At 42.8% G+C, this 25,209-nt stretch carries 22 protein-coding genes; 2 read left to right on the top strand and 20 right to left on the bottom strand.

Annotated elements, in window-relative coordinates:
• Positions 1-437: 437 nt before the first annotated feature.
• The 7 genes from metF to KBU52_RS00460 form a co-directional block, all read right to left on the bottom strand.
• Positions 438-1,298: a methylenetetrahydrofolate reductase [NAD(P)H] gene (gene metF, locus KBU52_RS00490; protein WP_247912957.1), complete on the bottom strand. Its 861-nt coding sequence runs from the start codon at positions 1,296-1,298 to the stop codon at positions 438-440.
• A gap of 62 nt (positions 1,299-1,360) precedes the next feature.
• Positions 1,361-3,610, bottom strand: a complete 2,250-nt coding sequence (metE, locus tag KBU52_RS00485) for a 5-methyltetrahydropteroyltriglutamate--homocysteine S-methyltransferase (protein WP_254723959.1) — start codon at positions 3,608-3,610, stop codon at positions 1,361-1,363.
• A gap of 352 nt (positions 3,611-3,962) precedes the next feature.
• A complete protein-coding gene (locus KBU52_RS00480) occupies positions 3,963-4,256 on the bottom strand; it encodes a helix-turn-helix domain-containing protein (protein WP_000797747.1) in 294 nt (97 codons plus the stop codon).
• Entirely contained in the window at positions 4,246-4,611 is a 366-nt protein-coding gene (locus tag KBU52_RS00475; protein ID WP_254723958.1) for a type II toxin-antitoxin system RelE/ParE family toxin, read from the bottom strand. Before KBU52_RS00475 ends, KBU52_RS00480 begins: the two co-directional genes overlap by 11 nt.
• A 155-nt stretch (positions 4,612-4,766) precedes the next feature.
• Positions 4,767-5,132 (bottom strand): TIGR02328 family protein, encoded by a 366-nt coding sequence (locus tag KBU52_RS00470; protein ID WP_254723957.1) that lies wholly within the window; start codon positions 5,130-5,132, stop codon positions 4,767-4,769.
• On the bottom strand, positions 5,116-5,520 hold the full coding sequence (locus KBU52_RS00465) for a YbgA family protein (RefSeq protein ID WP_254723956.1): 405 nt from the start codon (positions 5,518-5,520) through the stop codon (positions 5,116-5,118). Before KBU52_RS00465 ends, KBU52_RS00470 begins: the two co-directional genes overlap by 17 nt.
• 40 nt (positions 5,521-5,560) lie before the next feature.
• Positions 5,561-8,206, bottom strand: a complete 2,646-nt coding sequence (locus tag KBU52_RS00460) for a DEAD/DEAH box helicase family protein (protein WP_254723955.1) — start codon at positions 8,204-8,206, stop codon at positions 5,561-5,563.
• A 136-nt stretch (positions 8,207-8,342) separates the two neighbouring features.
• Between KBU52_RS00460 and KBU52_RS00455 the strand changes: the two genes are divergently transcribed.
• Positions 8,343-8,963 (top strand): TVP38/TMEM64 family protein, encoded by a 621-nt coding sequence (locus tag KBU52_RS00455; protein WP_254723954.1) that lies wholly within the window; start codon positions 8,343-8,345, stop codon positions 8,961-8,963.
• A gap of 41 nt (positions 8,964-9,004) precedes the next feature.
• Here the strand turns inward: KBU52_RS00455 and KBU52_RS00450 are convergent, their stop codons facing one another.
• The 12 genes from KBU52_RS00450 to KBU52_RS00395 form a co-directional block, all read right to left on the bottom strand.
• Positions 9,005-10,159: an MFS transporter gene (locus KBU52_RS00450; protein WP_254723953.1), complete on the bottom strand. Its 1,155-nt coding sequence runs from the start codon at positions 10,157-10,159 to the stop codon at positions 9,005-9,007.
• A 179-nt stretch (positions 10,160-10,338) separates the two neighbouring features.
• Complete coding sequence (gene ftsX, locus KBU52_RS00445) at positions 10,339-11,265, bottom strand: permease-like cell division protein FtsX (protein ID WP_004251331.1); 927 nt, start codon at positions 11,263-11,265, stop codon at positions 10,339-10,341.
• Complete coding sequence (ftsE, locus tag KBU52_RS00440) at positions 11,258-11,950, bottom strand: cell division ATP-binding protein FtsE (RefSeq protein ID WP_004251332.1); 693 nt, start codon at positions 11,948-11,950, stop codon at positions 11,258-11,260. Before ftsE ends, ftsX begins: the two co-directional genes overlap by 8 nt.
• 15 nt (positions 11,951-11,965) lie before the next feature.
• Positions 11,966-13,061, bottom strand: a protein-coding gene (prfB, locus tag KBU52_RS00435) for a peptide chain release factor 2 (protein ID WP_115253954.1) whose coding sequence is annotated in 2 segments (ribosomal slippage) — positions 11,966-12,988 and positions 12,990-13,061 — 1,095 coding nt in all. Because the reading frame shifts where the segments join, the coding sequence is not laid out codon by codon here.
• A gap of 179 nt (positions 13,062-13,240) precedes the next feature.
• Positions 13,241-14,500 carry a TRZ/ATZ family protein gene (locus KBU52_RS00430; protein ID WP_254723952.1) on the bottom strand — a complete coding sequence of 420 codons (1,260 nt, stop codon included), beginning with the start codon at positions 14,498-14,500 and terminating at the stop codon, positions 13,241-13,243.
• Positions 14,501-14,832: 332 nt separating this feature from the next.
• On the bottom strand, positions 14,833-15,771 hold the full coding sequence (gene msrB, locus KBU52_RS00425) for a peptide-methionine (R)-S-oxide reductase MsrB (protein ID WP_036753000.1): 939 nt from the start codon (positions 15,769-15,771) through the stop codon (positions 14,833-14,835).
• Between the two features lie 122 nt (positions 15,772-15,893).
• Complete coding sequence (gene thrB / locus KBU52_RS00420) at positions 15,894-16,763, bottom strand: homoserine kinase (RefSeq protein ID WP_254723951.1); 870 nt, start codon at positions 16,761-16,763, stop codon at positions 15,894-15,896.
• A gap of 1 nt (position 16,764) precedes the next feature.
• Positions 16,765-18,051 carry a homoserine dehydrogenase gene (locus tag KBU52_RS00415; RefSeq protein WP_254723950.1) on the bottom strand — a complete coding sequence of 429 codons (1,287 nt, stop codon included), beginning with the start codon at positions 18,049-18,051 and terminating at the stop codon, positions 16,765-16,767.
• 288 nt (positions 18,052-18,339) lie between these two features.
• Positions 18,340-19,062, bottom strand: coding sequence for a peroxide stress protein YaaA (gene yaaA / locus KBU52_RS00410; RefSeq protein ID WP_016465523.1), 723 nt, complete (start codon positions 19,060-19,062; stop codon positions 18,340-18,342).
• A 234-nt stretch (positions 19,063-19,296) separates the two neighbouring features.
• Positions 19,297-19,461 carry a hypothetical protein gene (locus tag KBU52_RS00405; protein ID WP_006155852.1) on the bottom strand — a complete coding sequence of 55 codons (165 nt, stop codon included), beginning with the start codon at positions 19,459-19,461 and terminating at the stop codon, positions 19,297-19,299.
• A 119-nt stretch (positions 19,462-19,580) separates the two neighbouring features.
• On the bottom strand, positions 19,581-19,991 hold the full coding sequence (locus KBU52_RS00400; protein ID WP_016465522.1) for a peptide deformylase: 411 nt from the start codon (positions 19,989-19,991) through the stop codon (positions 19,581-19,583).
• Between the two features lie 104 nt (positions 19,992-20,095).
• Complete coding sequence (locus KBU52_RS00395) at positions 20,096-22,780, bottom strand: cation-translocating P-type ATPase (RefSeq protein ID WP_254723949.1); 2,685 nt, start codon at positions 22,778-22,780, stop codon at positions 20,096-20,098.
• A 269-nt stretch (positions 22,781-23,049) separates the two neighbouring features.
• On the opposite strand from KBU52_RS00395, the gene KBU52_RS00390 reads away from it, so the two are divergent.
• Positions 23,050-24,240, top strand: coding sequence for a cation diffusion facilitator family transporter (locus KBU52_RS00390; RefSeq protein WP_045615335.1), 1,191 nt, complete (start codon positions 23,050-23,052; stop codon positions 24,238-24,240).
• Positions 24,241-24,283: 43 nt separating this feature from the next.
• Here KBU52_RS00390 and scrK read toward each other — a convergent pair whose 3' ends face one another.
• A complete protein-coding gene (gene scrK, locus KBU52_RS00385) occupies positions 24,284-25,171 on the bottom strand; it encodes a fructokinase ScrK (protein WP_006148929.1) in 888 nt (295 codons plus the stop codon).
• Positions 25,172-25,209: the final 38 nt, after the last annotated feature.

Below are 25,209 nucleotides of genomic sequence, written 5' to 3'. Positions count from 1 at the left end.
TGGACGGTTCGGCTTGCCGAACATTTCTGTAGAAAAATAGGAAGGTGACGTCGCACTCGATGAGTGCTAGGAAACTTATCTTTTTTCCTAAGAAATGAGGTCAAAATTCAATTATGAATCTTTTTGATATTTCACTGAAACAGTGCGGACGGGAGGTAAAATTATCCAGTGGATGATTTTAGAAATCCAAGTAATTTCACTATAGCGTGAAATATCTTTTAACACTCACTTCGTTCGTATTTTTTATAGACACCAATTTTCAGATTTTGCTTAAAAATTAATCGACTATTAAAAATCGTTAAAACCTAAATACCCTCATCTTTGTATCAAGTACGTACAGAGTCTATTTTATCATATTTTTCTTAAAAAGTACGGTCTTTTCTATAAAAAAGGAACCATTCTGCTATGAAAAGAAGAATGGTTTGCTTTTGATTATTTTAAGGTTGGTGATTGAACAAGGCATGGGTTGCTTGGTGGATGTACTGAGCAGTGTCTGCGTTGTTCATCGTGTAGAGATGCACGCCTGCTACGTCTTGCGTTACCAAGTCCACGATTTGGTCTACGGCATAGGCAAGTCCTGCTGCTCTGAGTGACTCAGGGTCATTCTCATACTTGTCCAAGATAGCCTTAAATTTACGTGGAAGATGGATATTCTCACAAGTCTTCAAAAGACGAAGCGCTTGGTTACGATTGAGGATTGGCATGATACCTGCATGAATGGGAACATCAATCCCTGCCAAGGTACATTTGTCTTGGAAATCGTAGAAACGCTCATTGTCAAAGAATAGCTGAGTGACAAGACTTGAACAGCCTGCATCCACTTTTCTCTTGAGATTTTGAATATCTGAAATTTGGTTTGGCGAATCCGGGTGCCCTTCTGGATAACAAGCTCCAATAATATCAAAGTGTGGCGCCTGCTCAGTGATAAACTCAATCAAGTCTGTGGCATAACGGAAATCCTTCTGTGGCTCAACACCTGGAATGATATCCCCACGCAAAGCCAAGATTTTCTGAACACCAACTTTATCCAAATCCGCAATGGTCTCAGCCACCTTGTCCTTAGTCAAATAGATAGCTGGCAAGTGAGCAATGGTTGGGATCTCCAAGTCATTTTGGATATAGTCTGCCAAACGAACCGTCGTCTCTTTGATATTAAATTTATTATTACTAGCAGTCACACTGATGAAGTGTGGTGCCAAGCCCTGCATGTCTTTCAGGGCTGCAATAATTTTGTCATTGCCTACTTCTGGGTTTGGAGGGAAAACTTCAAATGAGAGGGACGGTGTTTGACGTGACATATATATGAACCTTTTCTAGTTGATTTCTTACTGATCAACCGTGTAGGGAGAAATGTCTTTTCTTACAATTTCTCACGCGCAGCTTTCGCAGCGTCTACAAGGCGGATCAAGCTTTCTTTCGTTTCTGGGATACCACGTGTTTTTAAACCACAGTCAGGGTTGATCCATACTTTCTTGCTTGGTACTTTAGCAAGGATAGCTTCGATTGTGTGGTCGATTTCGCCTTCGTTAGGCACACGAGGAGAGTGGATATCGTAAACTCCAGGACCCACTTCTGTCTGGAAGTTTTGAGCTTTGAGTTCGTCCAAGATTTCAAGATTTGAACGGCTAGCTTCAAATGAGATAACGTCCGCATCCATGTTGTCGATAGCTGGGATGATATCTGTAAATTCTGAGTAACACATGTGAGTGTGGATTTGTGTATCTGGTGCTACTGTTGAGTGTACCAAGCGGAAGGCTGGAATAGCCCAGTCAAGGTAGTCTTCGTACCAGTCGCTACGACGGAGTGGCAATTTCTCACGAAGAGCAGCCTCGTCGATTTGGATGATTTTCACACCTGCAGCTTCAAGGTCAAGAACTTCATCCTTGATTGCAAGAGCGATTTGAAGAGTAGAATCCTTGATAGAGATGTCTTCACGTGGGAATGACCAGTTAAGGATAGTAACAGGTCCAGTCAACATACCTTTAACAGGTTTGTCAGTACGGCTTTGTGCGTAGCTAGACCATTTGACAGTGATTGGGTTGAGACGAGTCACATCACCCCAGATGATTGGTGGTTTAACCCCACGCATACCGTATGATTGTACCCAACCATTCTTAGAGAAGAGGTAACCTGACAAGTTTTGACCGAAGTACTCAACCATGTCATTACGCTCGAATTCACCGTGTACAAGTACGTCAAATCCTACTTCTTCTTGCCACTTGATCCATTCGTCGATGGTTTCAGCAAGGAAGGCATCGTATTCTTCTTGTGACAATTCACCCTTACGGAAGGCCAAACGCTTCGCACGAACTTCCTTAGTTTGAGGGAATGAACCGATGGTTGTTGTTGGAAGAGCTGGAAGTTTGAAGGCATCTTCTTGGATAGCTTCACGTTCAGCAAAGGCTGGCAAACGAGTGTAGTCTGCATCTGTCAATCCTGCGATACGAGCACGAAGTTCCGCATTTTCACCAACACGTTCAGTCGCAAAGAGTTCTTTGTTTGCTGCAAGAGCTTCTGCACCTTGACCGTTGCGGATAGCATCCAAGTCACGGATTTCATCCAATTTTTCAACTGCAAATGCAAAGTGGTTCAAGATAGCTGGTTCAAATTCTTCGTTAGCAGTTGTAAATGGCACATGAAGAAGTGAGCATGAGCTAGTCAAAACGATGTTTTCAGCTGGGATTTGCTCAAGAACAGCCAAGCTCTTTTCGTAGTTGTTACGCCAGATGTTCTTACCATTGACAATACCTGCATAGAGAGTCTTGTCAGCTGGGAAGCCACCTTTAACGAGTTCAAGAGTTTTCTTACCTTCAACAAAGTCAAGACCGATGGCATCTACTGGCAATTTCACAAGGTCAGCGTAGACGTCACGAACGTCACCGAAGTAAGTTTGAAGCAAGACTTCAAGACCTTTTTTATCAGCCAAGAGCTTGTTGTAGATGTTCAAGAAGAGGGCTTTTTCTTCTTCTGTCAAGTCTTTGACAAGAGCAGCTTCATCGAGTTGGATACGAGTCGCACCAAGTTCAGCCAATTTTGCAAAAACTTCTTGGTAAGCAGCTACAAAGCTATCTACGAAGTCTTCTGCTTTAACACCTTCTTCAAAGTCTGACAATTGAAGGAACGTGAATGGACCTACAAGCACAGGACGAGTGTTAAGGCCAAGTTCTTTAGCTTCTTGGAACTCATCAAAGATCTTGTGACCAGCCAATTTTACTTGAGTGTCTTTTTCAAATTTTGGAACGATGTAGTGGTAGTTGGTGTTGAACCATTTCTTCATTGGAAGGGCACGGACATCCCCTTTTTCTCCTTGGTAACCACGCCCCAAAGCAAAGTAGCGTTCAAGATCTGATAAGTCCAAGTTTTGAACAGATGCAGGAACTACGTTGAAAAGGAAAGCAGCATCAAGGAAGTTGTCATAGTGAGAAAAGTCATTTGATGGGATTTCAGTGATGCCTTTTTCTTTAACGATGTTCCAGTGTTTTGCACGCAATTCTTTCGCAGCAGCCAAGAGTTCTTCTTCTGAGATTTCTTTTCTAAAGTATTTTTCAGTTGTAAATTTTAATTCGCGGAATTCACCCAAACGAGGGAAACCGATAATTGTAGTTGACATGTTTTGTCCTCCAAAAATTGTTGTTGAAACTATCTTAACAGAAAAGAAAGCGTCTGTATAATTGTAAAAAATTAGGCTTTGATATAGTTTGAAACTATATCTCGATTTAAAAGACAAAAAAAGATTTGGAGAAGATTCCCCAAATCCTTTGGTAAATATAGATTGATAGCCTTTTAAGGTTGCTTTGTTCTGCGCAAAATAATTGTGAACTGACAACTACCTATGGCTTGTTATTAGAAAAGACTATAGGTTGATTTTTCTTTTGTAATTCTGATATTTCCCTGAAAAAGTGTGGACGGGAGGTAAAATTATCCAGTGGATGATTTTAGCAAACCAAGTCATTTCATCCCTATCAACCTTTTTCCTGTTCAAGTGGGACGACTGCTAGTGTCTTTCCTAAACTGGCTAAAACTTTTAAGACGGTATCTAACTGAGGGCTAGTCTTACCTGTTTCCATTCTAGCTATGACAGGCTGGCTCACTCCACTGAGTTCTTCTAGTTTTTTCTGACTGATACCTTGCTCATGTCTAGCTTCAATTAACTCACTCATGATAGCTACTCGCATATCACTTTCAAGGATTTCCTCCTTGGTAAAGAGTTGAGACCGAACATCCTTCCAGTTACTCCCAATGGCACTATTTTTCATTACTTAACCCTCTTTCTTTTAAGTCCTTCAGTTCACGCTTGGCTTTTTCAATTTCTCTCTTAGGAGTTTTCTGAGTCTTTTTGACAAAATGATGTAAAAGAACAAAACTCCCATCAAGCCAAGCTACAAATAAAATCCTATCTCGAAGAGGTCTTAGTTCCCATATCTCATCTTCTAAATGTTTCATATAGGGTTCACCAGCTCTAGTCCCATGCTGACTAAGCAACTCAATATAGTCGTTTAGTTTATTCAGTTTAATGCGGCTATCTTTACTTTTACGACAGGCCAATTCTTTCATATAATCCAAGACTGGCTCATTTCCATTTTTGTCCTTATAGAAGTAAATCGTGTGCACCAAGCAACCTCTTTCAATTTAATTATAACTTAAAAGTTATTAAAAGTAAATCCAAATATTTATAAAAAGAAGACCTCAGAATCATTCTAAAGGTCTCATTTTTATTATTCGAGAAAATTACGAAAAGAATTATAAATTGGAACTAATCCTTATTCTTACTCCAGCTCTATCCCCTTGTCACGGAGATTTGCCAGACACTCCTCATAGTAGGCATTGTCATGCTCACTATAGATAGGACTTTTTAGTTTTTCCTCTGCTAAGTCTTGATAAGGAGGACAGGTCTTCCCACGGTAGTTCTTGTCCAGCCACTCTGGACTGACCTTGTATCCACGACGAGCCATCTCCTCCATGATCAAGCGATGATAGGCATAAAGACGATAAGGCGAGTGGGTAAAGACATAGTCAACCGTCGCATGCTTTCTGCCCCAGCCATTGCCACGCAGGGCGCAACACTCTCGATGTTGCCCCAAGAGCTGAGGACGGGGAAGTTGTGAAATCAAAGCCTCATGCCAAAGTCTCATGGGAGTCTCCTTTCAGCAAGGTAGAATGTTGCAGATATGCATTTGGGTATCGTTCAAGCAAATCTCTCGTCTGAGCAATCAAGTCTTCTTTGGTGGCATGACCAGAGTGATAACGCTCCAGCAAAAACATATAGTCCTTACGCTCAGCATCAGTCGCTTTCTTTTTAAAATAGCCCCAAATATGCTGGAATGCGTTGCAAACCTGACCCCTGTGCTCTGGAATCTGGCAGGCACGGTCAATCATCTCTTGAACCTGACTCACTTCCACCACTTCTTGCTTGAGATACTGGCGAATGTCCTTGTAAATATTGCTGGAATGGCTCAAAACAAGGTATTTATTTTCCGCCCAGAGTTGCTGACAAAGGGCACGTTGGTTGTTATTATTCATATGTAACATTATACCATGATTGAGGCAAAAAATACCTTTTCTATTTCAAAGCACTTTTAACCTTTTTCTTGGTGATGATGCGGTCGTTTTTGTTGGCTAGGGATTTGAGTCTGGCTTCGAGCAGGATTTTTCGGCCTGCTTCGTTGCGGGTGTAGACGAGTTGGTAGTTGCCTATGTGTGGTGCGACGGCATTTTGGAAGAGCTGGGCATCTTCCTTACGTTTTTCAAAGAGGCTAGGCACAACGAAATACTTGGACTGACCTGCTGGTGCTTTTTGAGCGACTAAGAGGTAGCGTTGATTGTCCACTGGGGCAAAGAATTCTCCTAAGGCCTTGGAAAAGAGTTCCTTGTCTCGCATGCTTCCACCTTTTAGATAGGCAAAGACATTAAAGCTTTCCTTGTCCTCATCGACTTGCACGCGCGACTGGTCATCAGACAAATGCCCGGCAGTCACCATGGCTTTGCGAATAGCTTCACCGATCTGGCGCAAGCGTTTATAAGGGCTCTTGTAGCTGTAATAGCGAAAGGCTGTGATAGCTAGGAAGAGGACACAAAGAGCTGTCAACCATGGCAAGGCAAATAAGGTTAGCCGAACGACATAAGATAGGAGACTAATGGCAAATATCATTAAAGCGTAGCGAAGCCACTTTTCAGCATCCGCTAGGGCGAGTAGAGGGATTCGTTTGCTGTCGGTCGCAACTTCATTGACAATCTCAATCTTGTCAGCAACAATGAGAGATTTCTGCCATTTTTTACGAAGGGAGGCACGATCTTTGGATAGTTCCATGATTTGCTCGTTATAGTCTTCGAGTTTCTTTTTCTTAAATGGGAACTCAGGAAAGTTCAAGCGATCTAGACCCGTTTCAATGGTATCTTCCTTATAGGACAAGCCAAGGAAATGGTCCATACGGCGAGCAAGAGTTTGTAGGTCCTGATAAGGATTGAGGTCTTGTTCTTCTTGATTCTCATTAGAAAAGGCTGGATTTTTGTACGGTTTGATAGCTACTAGATGCCAGATATTACTGGTCTTATCTGGATGTCCTGGCCAGATACGGATGGCACGGCCCCGCATCTGATTACTAAGCATAAAGCTTCCGACAAAACTTCCGAGGATGAGAGAGTTGACGCAAGGCGCATCCCATCCTTCTCCCAAGAGAGACTTGGTTCCGACCAAGACCTGGATAGAACCACGTTGGAAGAGCTCGGTCACTGCTGCGACCATCCCCTTAAAGCTGGATGGAAAGCCTACTTGGAGATAGGCACCTTGATCGAGTTTTCCGATGGCAGAGAAGGTCAAGCTAGTGTTTGGGATGAGTGCTTGAAGTTCTTCCTTGACACTGGCAGGTATGATCACGACACTACCAGAAAGGACTGCTATAGGGACAGACAAGCCTTGTTTTTGTGCACTTCTGCGAATGGTTTCAAAGTAAGGGAGGACACCTAATTGCGTGATTGGTGCTTGGTCATCTCCCAGATAACTGGCAAAATCCTTACGGATATAGTCCGCCAAGACCAACTGTCTCAGATCCTGACCTAGACTGGCATACTCGGTTTCAAAGATAGATGCAATCCCAGCTAGTTTTCCTAGAGATTGGTTGAGGATTTGGTCATTGGCCTTGGATCTGACCAAGAAAACCTGACGTTTTTCAATCAGTCCTCTTGATTTCAGTTCTGCTTCTATCTTTTTCCTTGTCTCCTGCGTATCCTCATACCAGTCAGGAGTCTGATAGAGAAGGCCTTGCAAGAGAACTTCTAGCCAGTAGTAATTAAGAGCAGGCAAGCCTTCAGCTCCTAGTAAATCTTGTAGATGCTTGGGAATTTCCAGCTTTTGAGCCTGTAGATAAATGAGGAGCGCTGAGAGATACTTGGGATCCTCAAGGAGCATATCCGCAGAAATTTCCCCTTTGAGAACCTTGGAACTCCGAATCAACTCTTGGAAGTCAGGATCAACGACTAGTTGGCTGATATATTGCCACTTGGTGTCTTCAAACTCTTCCAAGCGCTTGTCCTCTTCCTTAGTCGGAAAACAGATATAGACAAAGTCCTGATGAGGGCAAAGAGTGTCTTCCTTGACCAGTTCTGGCACTGTGATTTCTTGGTCAATCTCGCCACACATCTGGAGATAGCGATCCCAGAGTTCTGGTTCACTGTCATAAGGCGGTGTCGCAGTGAGAGAGATGACTTGCAGTTGCTGGTAGTTTTTACGGAAGTCTTCTAAGCTTTTCCACCATTCATTTCTCAAGTGATGGCATTCGTCCAGACAGAAGGTTTCGACACCCCTCTCCTTGAGTCTAGAAAGCAGGTCAAAGCCTACAAAATCCTCAACCTCGCCGTTATCTTCTTGAGATTGTACCTGTTGCATAGCGCTGTGAAAGGCTTGATATGTGGCGATGGTGATTTGCTTCATGTCCTTGAGATTTTGAGACACGAGACTTGTGACCTGGTTCTCATCCTCTAAAAAGGCCTGGCGAATCCTATCCACCCATTGTTCCCGGATAGTAACCGTCGGTACCAAAACGAGGGCAGGCTTATCAAAGCGTGCAATCAACTCGATACCAATGGTTGTTTTCCCTGAACCAGGCGCTGCAACCAAGTGGACATGACCATCTGCTTGGTATTCTTGGAAATTGTCCAAGACCTGTTTTTGGTAATTGCGCCAAGTGCCATTAAACTTCAATCCTAACATGATTTTCCTCATTCTAAGCTGTCATTTTCTTATTCCCATTTTACCATACTTGAGACAAAGTCACACGAAGTATCCCATGTAGTCTTTCTCCCTAAAATATGGTATAGTAGAATCATACTACACAAGAGGAGTTTACATGTCACACGAGAAAAAAATGAAAGCTGTTTCTCCCCTTCTACAGCAAGCCATTCATATTTCCTCCATCGTCGGTGGAGTTGGTACTGTAATATTCTGCATCTGGGCCTATCAGGCTGGTATCTTGCACTCCAAGGAAACCCTATCTGCCTTTATCCAACAGGCGGGTATCTGGGGGCCACCGCTCTTTATCTTTTTACAGATTTTGCAGACGGTTGTTCCTATCATTCCAGGTGCTCTTACCTCCGTTGCAGGTGTCTTTATCTATGGTCACATCATCGGGACCATCTACAACTATATCGGTATTGTCATTGGTTGTGCCATTATCTTTTACTTGGTGCGTCTCTACGGAGCGCCCTTTGTCCAGTCCATGGTCAGCAAGCGCACCTATGACAAGTATATCGGTTGGCTGGATGAGGGCAATCGCTTTGATCGATTCTTTATCTTTATGATGATTTGGCCAGTTAGTCCAGCTGATTTTCTCTGTATGTTGGCAGCTCTGACCAAGATGAGCTTCAAGCGGTATATGACCATTATCATCCTGACCAAACCCTTTACCCTGGTCGTTTACACTTATGGCTTGACCTACATCATCGATTACTTTTGGCAGATGTTTGGCTAATAGACAAAAAACTCAAGGATTCATCCTTGAGTTTTTCTTTGTTAGGCTTCTTTTTTCAATAAGAGGGAAACAATGACTGATGTAGCAATCATCCATGCTCCTAGAATGATGAAGGTCATTCGACCATCTGTAGTCACCAAGCTAATCCCTGAAAGAACGAAGGGTGTTAATGATGCTCCAAAAGAACATCCCAAAACAGCATAGGAAGTTGCTTTGTTGAGGAGTTTTGCAGGAATTCGTTCAGATATCAACTGAAAGACTGTCGTCAGAGCGATGCTGTAGGCAAAGCCTCCCAGAATAGAACCTGCAACCACCACCCAGAGTGAAGGGGAAAGAGCAATGATGATTTGCCCGATACCAAAAGTGACACCAGCGACCAATAGAAGTCTTTCCTTGAAGGTCGAAATCAGGAAAGAAAAACTGATTCCAGCTAGAATCCCAATCAACTGCATGGCACTAAGTACCAAACTGGACAACTGAGCATCTCCAAATCCTGCCTCAATCATGAGACTAGGGATACGGAAGGTGATGGCCGTATTGGTACATACAATCACTGCGGCTGCAATAGCAAGGAAGAAAATCAATTGGAGCATGGAACGAGTCAGTTTCGCTGCTTCTTCTGTCTGTTGCTTGGATTCGTGAATTTCTTCCTTGTTGTAAGGGACAAAGAGAAGGAAGAGTACGAGAACTACTAGACCAGCGGCATAGGCTAGGAAGGTTGCTGTCCAGCCAAAGGCTAAGAGCTGACCGACTGCCAGCGTCAAGATAGAGGCTCCTACGACTTCGGCAGATCCACGAAAACCAAGCATCTGGATACGAGTTTTGCCGTGGTAACGTTCACTGATGATTGAGATGGCCTTGGCATTGAGCATCCCAACTCCAAGTCCAAATAGCAAGCGTGTCGCAAAGACAAAGTAATACCCCTGATACCAGAAAGGTGCTGTTCCGCTGATGGATAAAATCAAGAGTCCCAAGGTCAACTGGAGGCGTTCAGGAAAAATACGCTCTAAAACTCCGTTCAATAAAAGCATGGCCATAATCCCAAAGGATGGGAGGCTGACCAAGAGTTCGACCTGACCAGTTGAATAGCCCTGATAATAGTCAAACATGGCAGGTAGGGCACTCGAAATTGAAAACGATGTGATCAATACTAACGATAGGGAGAGTATGCTCACTTTTTCCAAAAATTGTTTCATCTTTTCCTCATTCATTGTTCATTTTTCATATTAGTAAAAAGGTCCTTTCCTATCATACACTCTTTAGCCAAAATTGGCAAGCGACTGAGCACCAAGACCAAAAGAAAAAGCGGGGCATCAAGAGCTGTGAAGTCTTGATGACATCCCACTTTTTTATGTGTTTTATCCAGTTATGTGACTTAGATTTTCAAGAATCGACGCATTGAGATTCCTGAACCTAGTGAACCGATACAGATTCCGATGAGGAACAAGAGACCGATCATCAATGGAATAAAGGTATTCGGTGTAATCAAAGATAGGTTTTGACCAACCAAGGATGGGTTGACAGATTGGAACACTCGGTTATAGATAAAGTAAACCAATGCTGATGGGAGAGCTGCTCCCAACAATCCGATAAAGGCACCTTCTAGCAAGAATGGGCCACGGATATAACCGTTCTTGGCACCAACCAAACGCATGATTTGGATTTCACGACTACGTGAAATAATAGTAATACGGATGGTATTTGAAATCAAGAAGACTGCGATAAAGATCAAGAGTCCTGCGATGACCAATCCCCATACACGGATGAAGGAAGCCAACTTGAAGAGACGTTCGGTATTGGCACCACCGTCTTGAACTTCAGAGACACCTTCAATCTTCTTAGCTTCTTCAGCTACAGGTTTTACATCACTTGGTGAATTGGTATCTACGATGTAGGCATCATGAAGAGGGTTTGCATCTCCTTCAAATACCTTCCACTCGTCACCCATAGTTTCAGTCAGCTTTTGGTACTGCTCTTCTTTACTTGAGAAGGTTACATTTTTAACGGCTGGCAGAGCTTTAAGGGCGTTATAGACCTTGTGGTAGTCATTGTTCGTGACTGTTTGGCCTTCTTTTACAATGGTTTCACTGTTGTCTTCAACATCTTTACGAACATAAACCATGACGCGGACGTTGTTCTCAATATCAGTTGCTAATTTCGCAGTATTGAAGATAACTGAAGCAAAGATAGCAACCAAGGTCAAGGTAATCATTACTGAACTGACAGCAGCAATGGTCATCCATCCATTACGCTTTAAACTTTTTAAAGCTTCGAACAGATGGCGGAAAAATCTACTAATCATCGTATCCGTACTCTCCTTTCGCTTCATCACGTACCACGCGACCATTCTCGATGGCAATAACGCGGTGGCGCAAGGTATTTACGATTTGGCTGTTGTGGGTCGCCATCAAAACAGTTGTCCCTTGAAGATTGATACGTTCCAAGAGGTTCATGATTTCCCATGAGTTATCTGGGTCCAAGTTTCCTGTTGGTTCGTCGGCAATCAAAACCTTAGGATTGTTTACGATAGCACGCGCAATGGCGATACGTTGTTGCTCACCACCTGAAAGTTCATTTGGGAATGAACGAACCTTGTGCTTCAAACCGACAAGGTCCAAGACTTCCATAACACGTTTTTTGATGTTACGACGACTTTCACCAACAACCTCCATGGCGTAAGCAATGTTCTCATAAACGGTTTTCTTTGGCAAAAGTTTGTAATCCTGAAAGACTACTCCAACGTTTCTACGCAAGAACGGAATATCTTTCTTTTTAATCTTAACCAGGTTATAACCTGCAACTTGCAAGCTTCCTTTGTCGATTTTGACCTCACGATACAAGGCACGGATAAAAGTTGATTTACCAGCACCTGAAGGTCCTACGATGTAGGCAAATTCTCCTGCATCGATATTTACAGTGATGCCACGTAGGGCTGTTGTCCCGTTGTCGTATTTTTTGACAACATCTCTCATTTCAATGATTGACATGTGACTTCCTTTCTTTTAACTAATACGCCATTTCAGATAAGCGTCGATGAAACCATCTAGGTCTCCATCCATTACCTTATCTACTTGCGCTACTTCAAAGTTGGTACGATGGTCTTTTACCATTGTATAAGGCGTAAATACATAGGAGCGGATTTGGCTTCCCCATGTAATTTCCTTTTTCTCACCCTTGAGCGAGTCTACCTCAGCAGCTTTCTTTTCCTGCTCCATCTGGTAGAGTTTTGCCTGAAGCATCTTCATAGCACGGTCGCGGTTTCCGTACTGAGTACGATCGACGGTTGATGCTACGACGATCCCTGTCGGAATGTGAGTCAAGCGGACACCTGTTGAAACCTTGTTGACGTTTTGTCCACCTGCTCCACCTGAACGGAAGGTATCCATCTTGATATCATCCTCACGGATGTCAACTTCGATGGTATCATCCAACTCTGGCATAACTTCTACAGAAGTAAATGAGGTGTGGCGACGTTTAGCAGAGTCAAATGGTGAGATACGGACCAAACGGTGAACTCCCATCTCTGACTTGAGAAGACCATAAGCATTTGGTCCTTCAAAAGACAAGGTTACTGACTTGATTCCTGCCTCATCACCTGCTTGGTAGTCTAAGACCTCAACCTTGAAGCCTTTGGCATTTCCATAGCGAGTATACATACGAAGGAGCATATCGCCCCAGTCTTGAGCCTCTGTCCCCCCAGAACCTGGATGGATTTCAAGGATGGCATTGTTGTGATCGTAGGGCTCTGACAAGAGAAGGGTCATTTCGTAGCTAGTCATCATCTGATCTAACTCAGAGAGTTTTTCAACCAACTCATCCTTAACGGATTCATCCTCTGCCAAAAAGTCTAGTAAAATCTCAACTTCATCCTGCAACTCATCCATCTTGTGGAAGGTATTATAGGTATTTTTGAGTTCGTTTAATTCTTGCGACGTTTTTTGGGCCGCAATATTATCGTTCCAAAAATCAGGTTCTGTCATTTTGTTTTCCAAAATGGCAATCTCTTCCTCTAAGCCTTCGAGGTCAAAGAGACCCCCTGAAAGAAGCTAATTTTTCACGATTTGCGTCAATTTTTTGACGAATTTCTGAAATGTCCATACATACTCCTTTTTTTGCATCTTATTATTATACCACAATTTTTTTTTTTTATCTAATAGGTGTTTTGCTAATTTAGTATCAATATATTTCTGCAAGACATCTACTCGCCTGATTTCTAGCAAAATTTTAAAAACCTCACAAGAAATTTCTTATGAGATTTCGTAAATTTATACTACTTTTTACAAGTTAACAGTCAGCACTTGACCGTCTTTTACGACTTGCTCACCAGCGATATAGACATCATCAACATCACTGGATTTGACGGCATAAACGAGATGAGAAAGCATATTTTCTTGAGGTTGAAGGTGGATTTTGCCTTGGGGTTGGATGACGAGAAAATCAGCCTGTTTGCCGACTTCTAGACTACCAATCTCATCTTCCATTCCTAACACCTTAGCACCCTCGATTGTCAATGCCTTGAGGGCAGTTTCGATTGGAAATTGGCTGGCATCGCCACTCTTCATCTTCTGTAAGAGTGCTGCAGTCCGCCCTTCCTCAAACATATCCAGGTTATTGTTAGAAGCAACTGAGTCCGTCGCAATACCGACCGGTACTCCTGCCTGTTGAAGTTGGACGACTGGTGCAATCCCTGAGGCTAATTTGAGGTTGCTGATAGGATTGTGGGCGATAGCAACTTGCGAATCTGCCAAGCGGGCAATCTCTGCTTCATTTAACTCCACACCATGGGCAAAGACAGCTTTATGGTCTAAATAGCCAAGCTCATCTAGAAAGGCTAATGGGCGTTTGCCATAGCGTTTCAGGATAATCCCTGACTCTTCCTGTGTTTCTGCAACATGGATATGAAGAGGAATGTTTTCTTCTTTTGCTAGCTCAAGACTTGCCTCCAACAAATCTCGACTACAACTGTAGGGCGAATGAGGAGCCACCATCACCTTGAAATTTGGGTCTTGATATCCTTTGATTGTCTCGATAAGAGCTCGAGTTCTGGCTATAGTTTCAGCCGTCGTCTCTAAATCTGAAGAAAAGAGGGTTGGAGAAAAATAGCAACGCATCTTGGATGCCTTGACTGCCTCATAAATTTCAGCTATATCCACTCCATTAGGATTGTACATATCATTGAAAGTTGTCGTTCCTGACTGGAGCATCTCTGTTAGCGCCTCTTTGACAGCCTTTGTAGTCATCTTTGGTGTGAATTCTGCTTCTGCTGGCCAGATATAGTCCTCCAGCCATTCGTGGAGATTGCTATCATCACGAATCCCTCTCAAGCCTGTCATGGCAGAATGGGTATGGCAGTTGACCAAGCCAGGCATAATCCAGGCACCCTGATAGTCTATGATTTGATCTGCTTGTTTAAGAATCTCTTGATTTTCCTGACCGACATAGACGATTTGGGATTCTTTGACAGCTAAAATCCCATCTAGATAGACGTGGAAATCTTGGTCACAAGTCACGATATTTACATGCTGAAAGACTTTCATCCCTAGGCTCCTTTTCTATATAAGTATTCATACGGGATAATTTTTCTAGCTATTGTAACAAAAAAGTCACCCGAAGGCAACTTTTCTTGTTGTTTATGGGGTTTAAAGTAAGAAAGTAATTGTTTCATGAGTCCCTTCTATTTCAACATGAAGAGAGTGTGACAAAAGCCCTAGCCTCTCAATTGTCTTTGGATTGTCGAGAAAGACGCAGTGGTTGAGTGGGCTCTACTACGCTGATTTCATCAGCTTTTACAGCCCTACTCAACTGTGCGGAGGTGGGACGACGAAATCGAATTCTATCGGATTAACGATTTCTGTCCCACTCTCTCTTTTTACTTGTTCAAATATGGAAGCAGGTATCCATAACCAGCCTCTTCCATTTCATCCTTAGCAATGAATCGTAAAGAGGCAGAATTGATACAATAGCGTAAACCACCTAGTTCCTGAGGTCCGTCTGTAAAGACATGTCCCAAGTGAGCATTCCCTGAACGTGAACGGACTTCGATTCGCTCCATACCGTGACTCAAGTCTTGGTAGTAATGAATGAGTTCCTTGGAAATAGGACGGCTAAAACTTGGCCAACCACAGCCTGAGGCAAACTTATCCTTGGCAAAGAAGAGGGGCTCACCAGTCGTGATATCGACATAAATTCCTTCCTCAAAAGTTTGGTCATAAGCATTGCTAAAAGGAGCTTCCGTCGCAGCCTCTTGGGTAACTCGGTAGGACTCTTCTGATAAACTTTCTCGTAAAACTGCCTGACTCGGTTTTTCATAGTTGGCGGCATCTATCAGTGGTTTCTCCGCATCTCTCACATCAATGTGGCAATAGCCACCAGGATTTTTTTTGAGATAGTCTTGGTGATAGTCTTCAGCTAAGATATAGTGGCGAAGCTTCTCCACTTCCACTGCTATTTTACGACCGATGAGGAGTTCTTGTTCGCGAACTACTGTATTGATCGTTGGTAGATCAGCTTCTTCTAGGTAATAAATCCCTGTGCGATATTGACGACCACGGTCATTCCCTTGTTGGTTGACAGATAGAGGATCAATGACTCGGAAATAATAGAGTAAAATCTCACGGAGCGAGACCACCTTTTCGTCGTAGACGACTTGCACAGTCTCAGCATGATCTGTTTCTTTGATTAATTGATAATTGGTAGTTTCAACTTGACCATTGGCATAACCAACGGTTGTTTCAAGTACTCCAGAAATACGGGAAAAGTATTCCTCTAAGCCCCAAAAACAACCACCTGCTAGATATATTTCTGCCATCTCACACCTCCTCGACCAAGAACGGTCGTCAAATTCTGGAAAGAGTTTACTTCCCTTCTTTCATTTTCAAAAAAAGGACAGGAAGCCCTCTAATAGAGAGTTTCCCAATCCTATTGTTCTGTTTATTTTGCTTCGACGCGAACGCCTTGTGTATCTACTTGCAAATCATGAAGCTTGCCTTTGAAAGGTTGCTTTTCAAGCTCAGCCTTAATCTTAGGCATCTTGTCAGGATCAGCCAAGACCATAACAGTCGGACCAGCACCAGACAGATAGGTCGCATAAGCACCATTTCTCTTGGCAACTTTCTTGATCGTCGCAAATTCTCTCACCAGTTCTTGACGGTAACGCTCATGGAAAAGGTCACTCTCGATAGCCTGGCCTGCTTTGACCATATCTCCAGTCAGTAGGGATGCGATAGCCACATTGGCGATAGAACTTGCCGCAACAGCTTCTTTATAAGAAAGTTTCTTAGGCAAGACACCACGACTATCGCGAGTTCGCAATTCATAGTTTGGAATGTAAGCTAGAAAGGCACACTCTGGGAAAGGCGCCACAACAGCTGAAACTTGACCTTCTACCGAACTAGCAATGACGAGATTTCCATAGATAGCTGGTGCAACATTATCAGGATGCCCTTCAATCTTGGTCGCCAATTGTAATTTTTCATGTTTGCTTAGTTTCAAGTTTCCGAGTTGATTTGCCAGTTCAATCCCAGCAACGATGACTGAACTAGAAGAACCTAGTCCACGCGCAAGCGGGATATCACTGACCATCTTCAGACGTCTAGGTTGGAGGTCTGGAACAATTTGTAGAGCAATCTTCAGCAAAAGATTACGTTCATCACGTGGAATCCATTTGCCTAATTGGTGCTCAATCATCCATTCTTCACGTTCCTCACAAACCTGAATTTCTAGATACTTAGTTACAGCTACACCAACCGAGTCAAAGCCAGGACCCACATTGGCACTTGTAGCAGGTACAATAATCTTCATCTTAGTCTCCTAAAACCTTGAAGGTGTTGAGAAGTTCAAACTCGGCTACACCCTTCAAAGCTGCTGTAATATTTTCAAGTTGCGCCTTGTTGATTTTATGAGTGATGATGACAACACGAGCCTTGCCTTCTTGCTTACCATCTTGAAGGATTTGCTTGAAGGAAATATCTTCTGCGTTAAAGAGCTCAGCCAATTTCAAGACTTGTCCTTTTGAGTCTGGAGCCAAGGTTGAGAAATAGTAGTTAGCTTTGACATCTTCTGGCTTAGCCAAGACTACTGGACGGCTGTATTCATTAAAGGCTTTTCCAATTGTTCCATCATTCAGACGACGAACGATACGGGCAATATCAGCCACAACACTTGTTGCAGTTGGTTTTTGACCAGCACCTGGTCCATAGTACATAGACTCGCCGATACCGATAGACTCCACAAATACCGCATTCATAACACCATTAACACTTGCAAGTGGGTGTTCTTTAGGAAGGAAGGTTGGCGTAACCTCAGCAGCAATCCCAGAAGCTGTTTCTTCGATAGAACCAACTAGTTTTACAACATAACCAAGCTCTTGAGCTACTGCTACATCTTCTGGAGTGATGTTGCGAATTCCTTGGTGACCCACATCTTCAAACTTGACATTCATTCCAAAGGCGAACTGACTGAGGATGACCATCTTGTAAGCCGCATCAATCCCATCAACGTCATTGGTAGGGTCGCTTTCAGCAAAGCCAAGTCGTTGGGCTTCTGCCAAAGCATCTTCATAAGACCAACCTTCTGTTACCATTTTGGTCATCATAAAGTTAGATGTTCCGTTGACAACACCAAGAACACGTGTGATTTTGTCTGATGCTAATGAGTTAACCAAAGTACGAAGAATTGGGATTCCTCCTGCAACTGCTGCTTCATAGTATAAGGCAACATTGTGAGCTTTGGCTACCTCAAGCAATTCTGCACCATGGACTGCCAAAAGATCCTTGTTAGCTGTCACGACGTGTTTCCCTGCTTCTAAAGCACGAGTGATAAATGTTTTAGCAGGTTCGATACGCCCCATCAACTCAACAACGATCGTGATGTCTTTGTCTGACAAAATTTCATCGATATTTGTTACAAAATTAAAATCATTTCCTGCTTCAAGCAAGCGGGCTTTCTCTTGATCGTCTTTGACCAAAACTTTAGCTACTTCAATTTCTGACTGAGCTGCTTGAACAATTTTTTCTTTATTTTCCTTTAGCAAGAATGGCACACCACTGGCTACTGTACCAAATCCAAGTAAAGCAATCTTAACTGACATGTTTGTCTCCTCGAAATTTTCTAATAGTCCTATTATACCAAAATTGTGTGAAAATTCCTACCATTCTAAACTAAAAATAGGAGCACCAAATCACAAAAAGAGGGCTGGGACAAAAGTCCTAGCCTCTCAATTGCCTTTGGATTGTCGAGCAAGACGCAGTGGTTGAGTGGGCTCTAACTACGCTGATTTCATCAGCTTTTACAGCCCTACTCAACTGTGCGGAGGTGGGACGACGAAATCAAATTCTAACGAATTACCGATTTCTGTCCCACTCTCTCTATTTTCAATCTATTTCACAAAAGCCAATTCCTTGTCACTAGACAAGTCTTCTCGATAATTGAAACCCGCAAAGTTGAGCTTTTTAATCTCTTCAACCGAAGTTACCTGACCTTCCATCAAGGCTGTCAAAAAGGCTCCTCGGGCTTTTTTAGAAATGGTTGAGTGGATTTTTAGTTTTCCATCTCTTTCTTCCATAAACTTGAAGGTCACCATTTTCTCACGGATTTTTTTAGGAAAGACAGTTTCAAACTCTGAAGACAAGAGAGAAAAGATTAGTTCTTCACCCTTCATTGACTCCTCATAGGCCACCTGCCAGTGATTTTTTAGGCTTTTCCCAGCAACTTTAAGCTTCATCAAAAAGTCCAGTCTGTGAGGCGCAATCGGTTCAAAGGCTGGAATCACACCATAGAGAGCTGACGTTATCATGAGGTGTTTCTCCAGAAAGGTTTGCTCCTCCTTGGTGAGATCGTTTCGTTTGATGTTGCGATACATGAGTCCATCAAAGAGGTGCAAGGCTGGATAGTTTGTCGCAGTTTCATTTTTCAAGGCCTGGATATGGTCATACTCCTCTTGCGCTTTTCCGGCAGATATTTTGTAAAAACTCTCCAGCTCTTGGGCAGAGTATGTCGCCAATTCATCCAGCACTGCCTGACTTTCAGGACACAAGGGTTTAGCCTCTAAACTAGGGATTTCGGTGTTCATTTCTTTTGCGGTTGGGATTAGAATTTTCATAGTGTTAGTGTAGCATATTTTTTTAGGACTACCAAGGATTTGAGCTTAAAAGAGAGTGGGACAGAAATCGGTAATTCGTTAGAATTCGATTTCGTTGTCCCACCTCCGCACAGTTGAGTAGGGCTATAAAAGCTGATGAAATCAGCGTAATATAACCCACTCAACCACTGCGTCTTGCTCGACAATCCAAAGACAATTGAGAGGCTAGGACTTTTGTCCCAGCCTCTTCTTTCCTTATTTTGGCAATCCTAACCAGATTGCAAAGAGAACTAGTGCTGTCCCAAGGCAGCTTGCCAAGATAGATGACAGATTAAACTTTTTCTCCTTTAGATGAGAAAATCCTATCTTCAAAGCGAAAAGACCAAGCAACATCGAACCAATCATCAGATAAAACCCCATTTGACTGTCCTCCATTTATTATTCTTTCATTTATTATCACAAATTTCAAACAAGAGTGCAAGAAAAACGAGGTTGTTTCCTTAAGCTTAAAGGATGTACCCTGATCTGGGATACAAGGCCTATATGATAATCCCTTCCAAATGATCCAATTCGTGTTGACAAATCTGAGCCGGAAAACCTGTCAGGGTAATGGTCTGCTCTTGCCAATGGATATCTCTGTAGCTTACTGTAATTTTCTCATACCTAGTTGTCGGTCTTACACCCGTCAAAGACAAACAACCTTCCTCTGTCTCGTATGATCCTTCAAAAGATTGGAGAACTGGATTAAACATAACCATGGGAATCATTCCGATATTAAAAATAATGACGCGTTTTTGTACCCCAATCATATTGGCCGCTAGTCCAACACAGGTTTCTCGGTTAGCCTGTAGGGTATCCTGCAAATCCTTTACTAGGGGTAAATCTTCCTGACTAGCAGGCTGGGATACCTGCGACAAAAACAAGATATCTTTGACAATTTTCTTTTCCAACTACTATTCCTCCATCTTTTTCTCAACTTGATTATAGCATAAAATCTATCTCTGTTTACCATATATAAAAGCAAAAAAGCCATCCAAAGATGACTTTTCAATGTTTAAATAGCGTTTTTATCTTTTCCAAGTGCTCGTTGAACTGCTTTGACAATTTCAACAAGGACTACAATCATAAGTGCTCCTACAGCGACCACCATCCATTGAGTCAAGCTCAAGTTTGAAACGTGGAAGAGATTATTAAATCCAGGAACCAAAATTGTCACCACAAAGAGGACGAAGGCAACTGGGATAGACCAGTTAAAGGTCTTGTTGGTAAAGAGTCCCACTTTAAAGATTGATTGGTAAACTGACTTAACGTTAAAGGCATGGAGCAATTGGATCAAACCGAGAGTTGCAAAAGCCATGGTAAGGGCATCCGCATGGATTTCAGTATGACCTTGGTGCTCTGGGAAGAGAAGAGCCCAACCATAAACACCCAAAACTAGCATCGTTTGGAAGATCCCTTGATAAATGATTGCTCCGAAGACACCACCATCAAAGAAGTTAGACTTACGCCCACGAGGTTTGTGGGTCATAACGCCTGGCTCAGCTGGTTCCACACCAAGGGCGATGGCTGGTAGCGTATCTGTTACCAGGTTAATCCAGAGAAGATGCACTGGTTGAAGCACATCCCAACCTAACAATGTTGCAAAGAAGATGGTGAAAACTTCAGCCATATTAGCAGACAAGAGGTATTGGATGGATTTTTGGATATTTGAGAAGACCTTACGTCCTTCTTCTACCGCTACGATAATGGTTGCAAAGTTATCATCAGCAAGGACCATATCAGAAGCTCCTTTAGAGACTTCTGTACCAGTAATCCCCATACCGATACCGATGTCAGCTGTCTTAAGTGAAGGCGCATCGTTAACTCCATCACCTGTCATGGCAACAACTTTACCTTCATTTTGCCATGCTTTCACGATACGAACCTTGTGCTCAGGAGATACACGCGCGTAGACAGAGTATTGCTTGAAGACTTTTTGGAATTCTTCATCAGTGAGTTCATTCAATTCAGCACCAGTGAAGACATGGTCTTCTGTATCATTTGGATCGATGATACCGAGACGTTTAGCAATAGCTTCAGCCGTATCTTGGTGGTCACCTGTGATCATGATTGGACGGATACCTGCTTCTTTAGCGACACGAACAGCTTCTGCAGCTTCTGGGCGCTCAGGGTCAATCATTCCGATCAAACCAGAGAAGATGAGGTCAGACTCAACAATTTCAGATTCCAAGGTTGGGATTTCGTTGCTTGTCTTATAAGCCATCATCAAGACACGAAGGGCTTGTTTAGCCAAGTCTTTGTTGGTAGCAAGGATAGCTTGTTTATCTTCTTCTGTGATTGGGCGAACTTCCCCATTGACTTCAATACGAGTCACGCGCTTGAGCAGTTGGTCAGGCGCACCCTTGACAGCGATAAAGTAAGAACCGTCTGCTTCCTTATGAATGGTAGACATGAGTTTACGGTCTGAGTCAAATGGCAATTCAGCTACACGTGGCTCATCCTTCAAGACTTCACGAACATCAAAGTTGTGGTCCAAACCAAACTGTACAAGAGCTGTCTCCGTTGGATCCCCGATCAGCTTGCCAGATGGGTCCACCTTGGTGTCATTGGCAAAGTTCATGATACGTAGGGTATTGTTGTCAGCAGCAATCTCAGTTGCAGCACTTTGCAATTGACCGTTGGTATAAACTTTTTCAACCGTCATTTGGTTCATGGTCAAAGTACCTGTTTTATCAGATGCAATGATTTCTGTTGAACCGAGAGTCTCAACCGCTGGCAATTTACGGACGATTGAATTCCGTTTGGCAAGGGTTGTAGTTCCCAATGATAGAACGATGGTTACAATGGCAGGAAGTCCTTCTGGAATAGCCGCAACCGCAAGAGCAACCGCCACCATCAAGCCTTCTAATGGATGTTCACCACGAACGAATACACCAACCAAGAAGGTAATCACTGCAATCACAATAATCAAGTAAGTCAAGACCTTAGATAATTGTTCCAAGCTTTGCTTCAATGGTGTTTCAGTTTCGTCTGCGTTGGCTAACATATCCGCAATCTTACCAACTTCAGTATACATACCAGTATTGGTTACGACACCGATACCACGACCGTAAGTTACATTTGAGTTTTGGTAACCCATGTTAACACGATCCCCGATACCAGCATCTGCTTCAACAAGTCCTGTCACATCTTTTTCAACTGGGACAGACTCCCCTGTAAGAGCTGCTTCTTCGATTTTAAGAGACGCCGCTTCAAGCAAACGCATGTCGGCAGGCACTACATCTCCCGCTTCAAGCAAGACGATATCTCCGGGTACCAATTCTTTTGAGTCAATCTCAATAACATGACCATCACGACGAACACGTGCCATCGGGCTAGACATATTTTTCAGAGCTTCAATGGCTGCTTCTGCTTGCCCTTCTTGGTAAACCCCAAAGGCAGCATTCAAGACAACAACGGCCAAGATGATAATGGCATCCGTTAGACCGTCCATTCCTTCTGTAATCACAGAAAGTGCCGCTGCCGCAAGCAAGATGATAATCATCAAATCCTTAAATTGATCAAGGAATTTAGCTAGTAGGCTACGTTTCTCTCCCTCTTCCAACTCATTACGACCATAAGTCGCTAGTCGTTCTTGAGCTTGAGCAGTTGACAAACCTTCGATAGATGAGTCCAAGTTCTTTAGGACTTCTTCTGAGGTCTGTGTGTAAAACAAGTCTTTATTTTGTTCTTTTGACAAAACAGTCTCCTCCTTTTTGGCCTCTTTTTACAAAAAAAGAGACCTGTTTTTAAAAAAACAAGTCTCGCTGTTTAATATAGTGCCGGAAATAATTCGTAATGACGACACTATCGCGGTTTCCCGCCAGCTACTCCCTTGAGTAGTTCTATTATATCAGAATTTCAAAAGTTTTCAAGTTTTGAAGTGTATTTAACTTACTTCCCACATTTGAATTTTCCTTGGAAAACCAGTATAATGAAAGAATACTAAAATGCTAGAAGGGGAGTTAGATGAATCAATCGGTTTCAAACTTAAAATTGGCTGAGCGCGGTGCCATTATCAGCATCTTGACCTATCTATTCTTGTCTGCAGCTAAGCTAGCGACCGGACACCTCCTCCATTCATCCAGCTTGGTAGCCGATGGTTTTAACAACGTTTCAGATATCGTTGGAAACGTGGCCCTCCTCATCGGGATTCGTTTGGCTCGCCAACCGGCAGATAGAGATCATCGCTTCGGTCACTGGAAAATAGAGGATTTGGCAAGTCTCATCACTTCCATCATCATGTTTTACGTTGGCTTTGATGTTCTACGTGACACCATTCAAAAGATACTCAGCCGAGAGCAAACGGTCATTGACCCACTTGGGGCGACTCTAGGAGTCATCTCTGCTATCATCATGTTTGCCGTTTATCTCTACAATACCCATCTGAGTAAGCAGTCTAAGTCCAAGGCCCTCAAGGCTGCAGCTAAGGACAATCTGTCAGATGCCGTGACATCTCTTGGAACTTCTATTGCTATCCTGGCTAGTAGCTTCAACTATCCAATAGTGGATAAGTTGGTTGCGATTATCATTACCTTCTTTATTCTTAAAACTGCTTATGATATCTTTATCGAGTCATCCTTCAGCCTTTCTGATGGTTTTGATGAACACTTGCTAGAAGATTACCAAAAGGCTATCATGGAAATTCCTAAGATTAGCAAGGTCAAATCACAACGAGGTCGTACTTACGGAAGCAACATTTATCTGGACATTACTCTGGAAATGAACCCAGATCTCTCTGTTTTTGAAAGTCACGAAATTGCGGATCAGGTCGAATCCATGTTATCAGAACGCTTTGGTGTCTTTGATACAGACATTCATATTGAACCAGCACCAATCCCTGAGGATGAAATTCTAGATAATGTCTATAAAAAATTGCTCATGAGAGAGCAACTGATTGACCAAGGAAATCAACTGGAGGAATTACTTGCAGAAGACTTCATTTATATTCGCCAGGACGGACAAGAACTGGATAAGGGAGCCTATACGGCTGAAAAAGAATTGACCTCTGCCATTAAAGAGCTTCATTTGACTTCTATCAGTCAAAAGACTAAACTCATCCGCTACCAAGTCGGTGATACCATTCATACCAGCATCTGGCGCCGCCACGAAACTTGGCAAAATATTTTCCATCAGGAAACAAAAATAGAAAAAGACTAAAGCAAAACTCCCAACTTTCTCAGTTGGGAGTTTTTCTATATTCTTATTTTGCAACGCTCTTAGCAAGAACGAAGTTTCCTAGTGTAGCTGAACCATTGCCAGCAACAGCTGGAGTCACGATATAGTCACGTACATCTGGAACTGGTAGGTAGCCATTGAGTAGGGCTGTGAATTTCTCACGTACACGGTCAAGCATATGTTGTTGAGCCATAACCCCACCACCAAAGACGATAACATCTGGACGGAAAGTTACAGTCGCATTCACTGCAGCTTGAGCAATATAGTAGGCTTGAACATCCCAGACAGAGTTGTTGAGTTCAATGTTTTCCCCACGAACACCTGTACGAGCTTCCAAACTTGGACCAGCTGCATAACCTTCCAAACATCCATTATGGAAAGGACAAACACCTTTAAATTCTTTTTCAATATCCATTGGGTGTCTAGCCACATAATAATGACCCATCTCAGGGTGACCAACACCGCCAATAAACTCGCCACGTTGGATAACACCTGCACCGATACCTGTACCGATAGTGTAATAAACTAAGTTTTCGATACGACCGCCGGCATTATTACGAGCAACCACCTCACCGTAGGCAGAACTGTTTACGTCTGTCGTAAAATACATAGGCACGTTTAGAGCGCGACGAAGAGCACCAAGCAAGTCTACATTTGCCCAGTTAGGTTTTGGAGTTGTTGTGATAAATCCGTAAGTTTTTGAGTTTTTATCGATATCGATTGGACCAAATGAACCAATGGCAAGTCCTGCAAGATTGTCGAATTTTGAGAAGAACTCGATGGTTTTATCGATTGTTTCAATAGGTGTTGTTGTAGGAAATTGTACCTTTTCTACAACATTATAGTTTTCATCTCCGACAGCACAGACAAATTTTGTACCGCCTGCTTCCAAACTTCCGTATAGTTTTGTCATGATAAACCTCTTGTATTTATTTTCTCTATTATAGCATA

This window comes from Streptococcus sp. 9.1(2021) (assembly GCF_030466425.1).
GTDB lineage: Bacteria > Bacillota > Bacilli > Lactobacillales > Streptococcaceae > Streptococcus > Streptococcus wuxiensis.
Note: the sequence above shows the minus strand (reverse complement) of the source record. Positions and strands in the feature narration are given on the sequence as shown.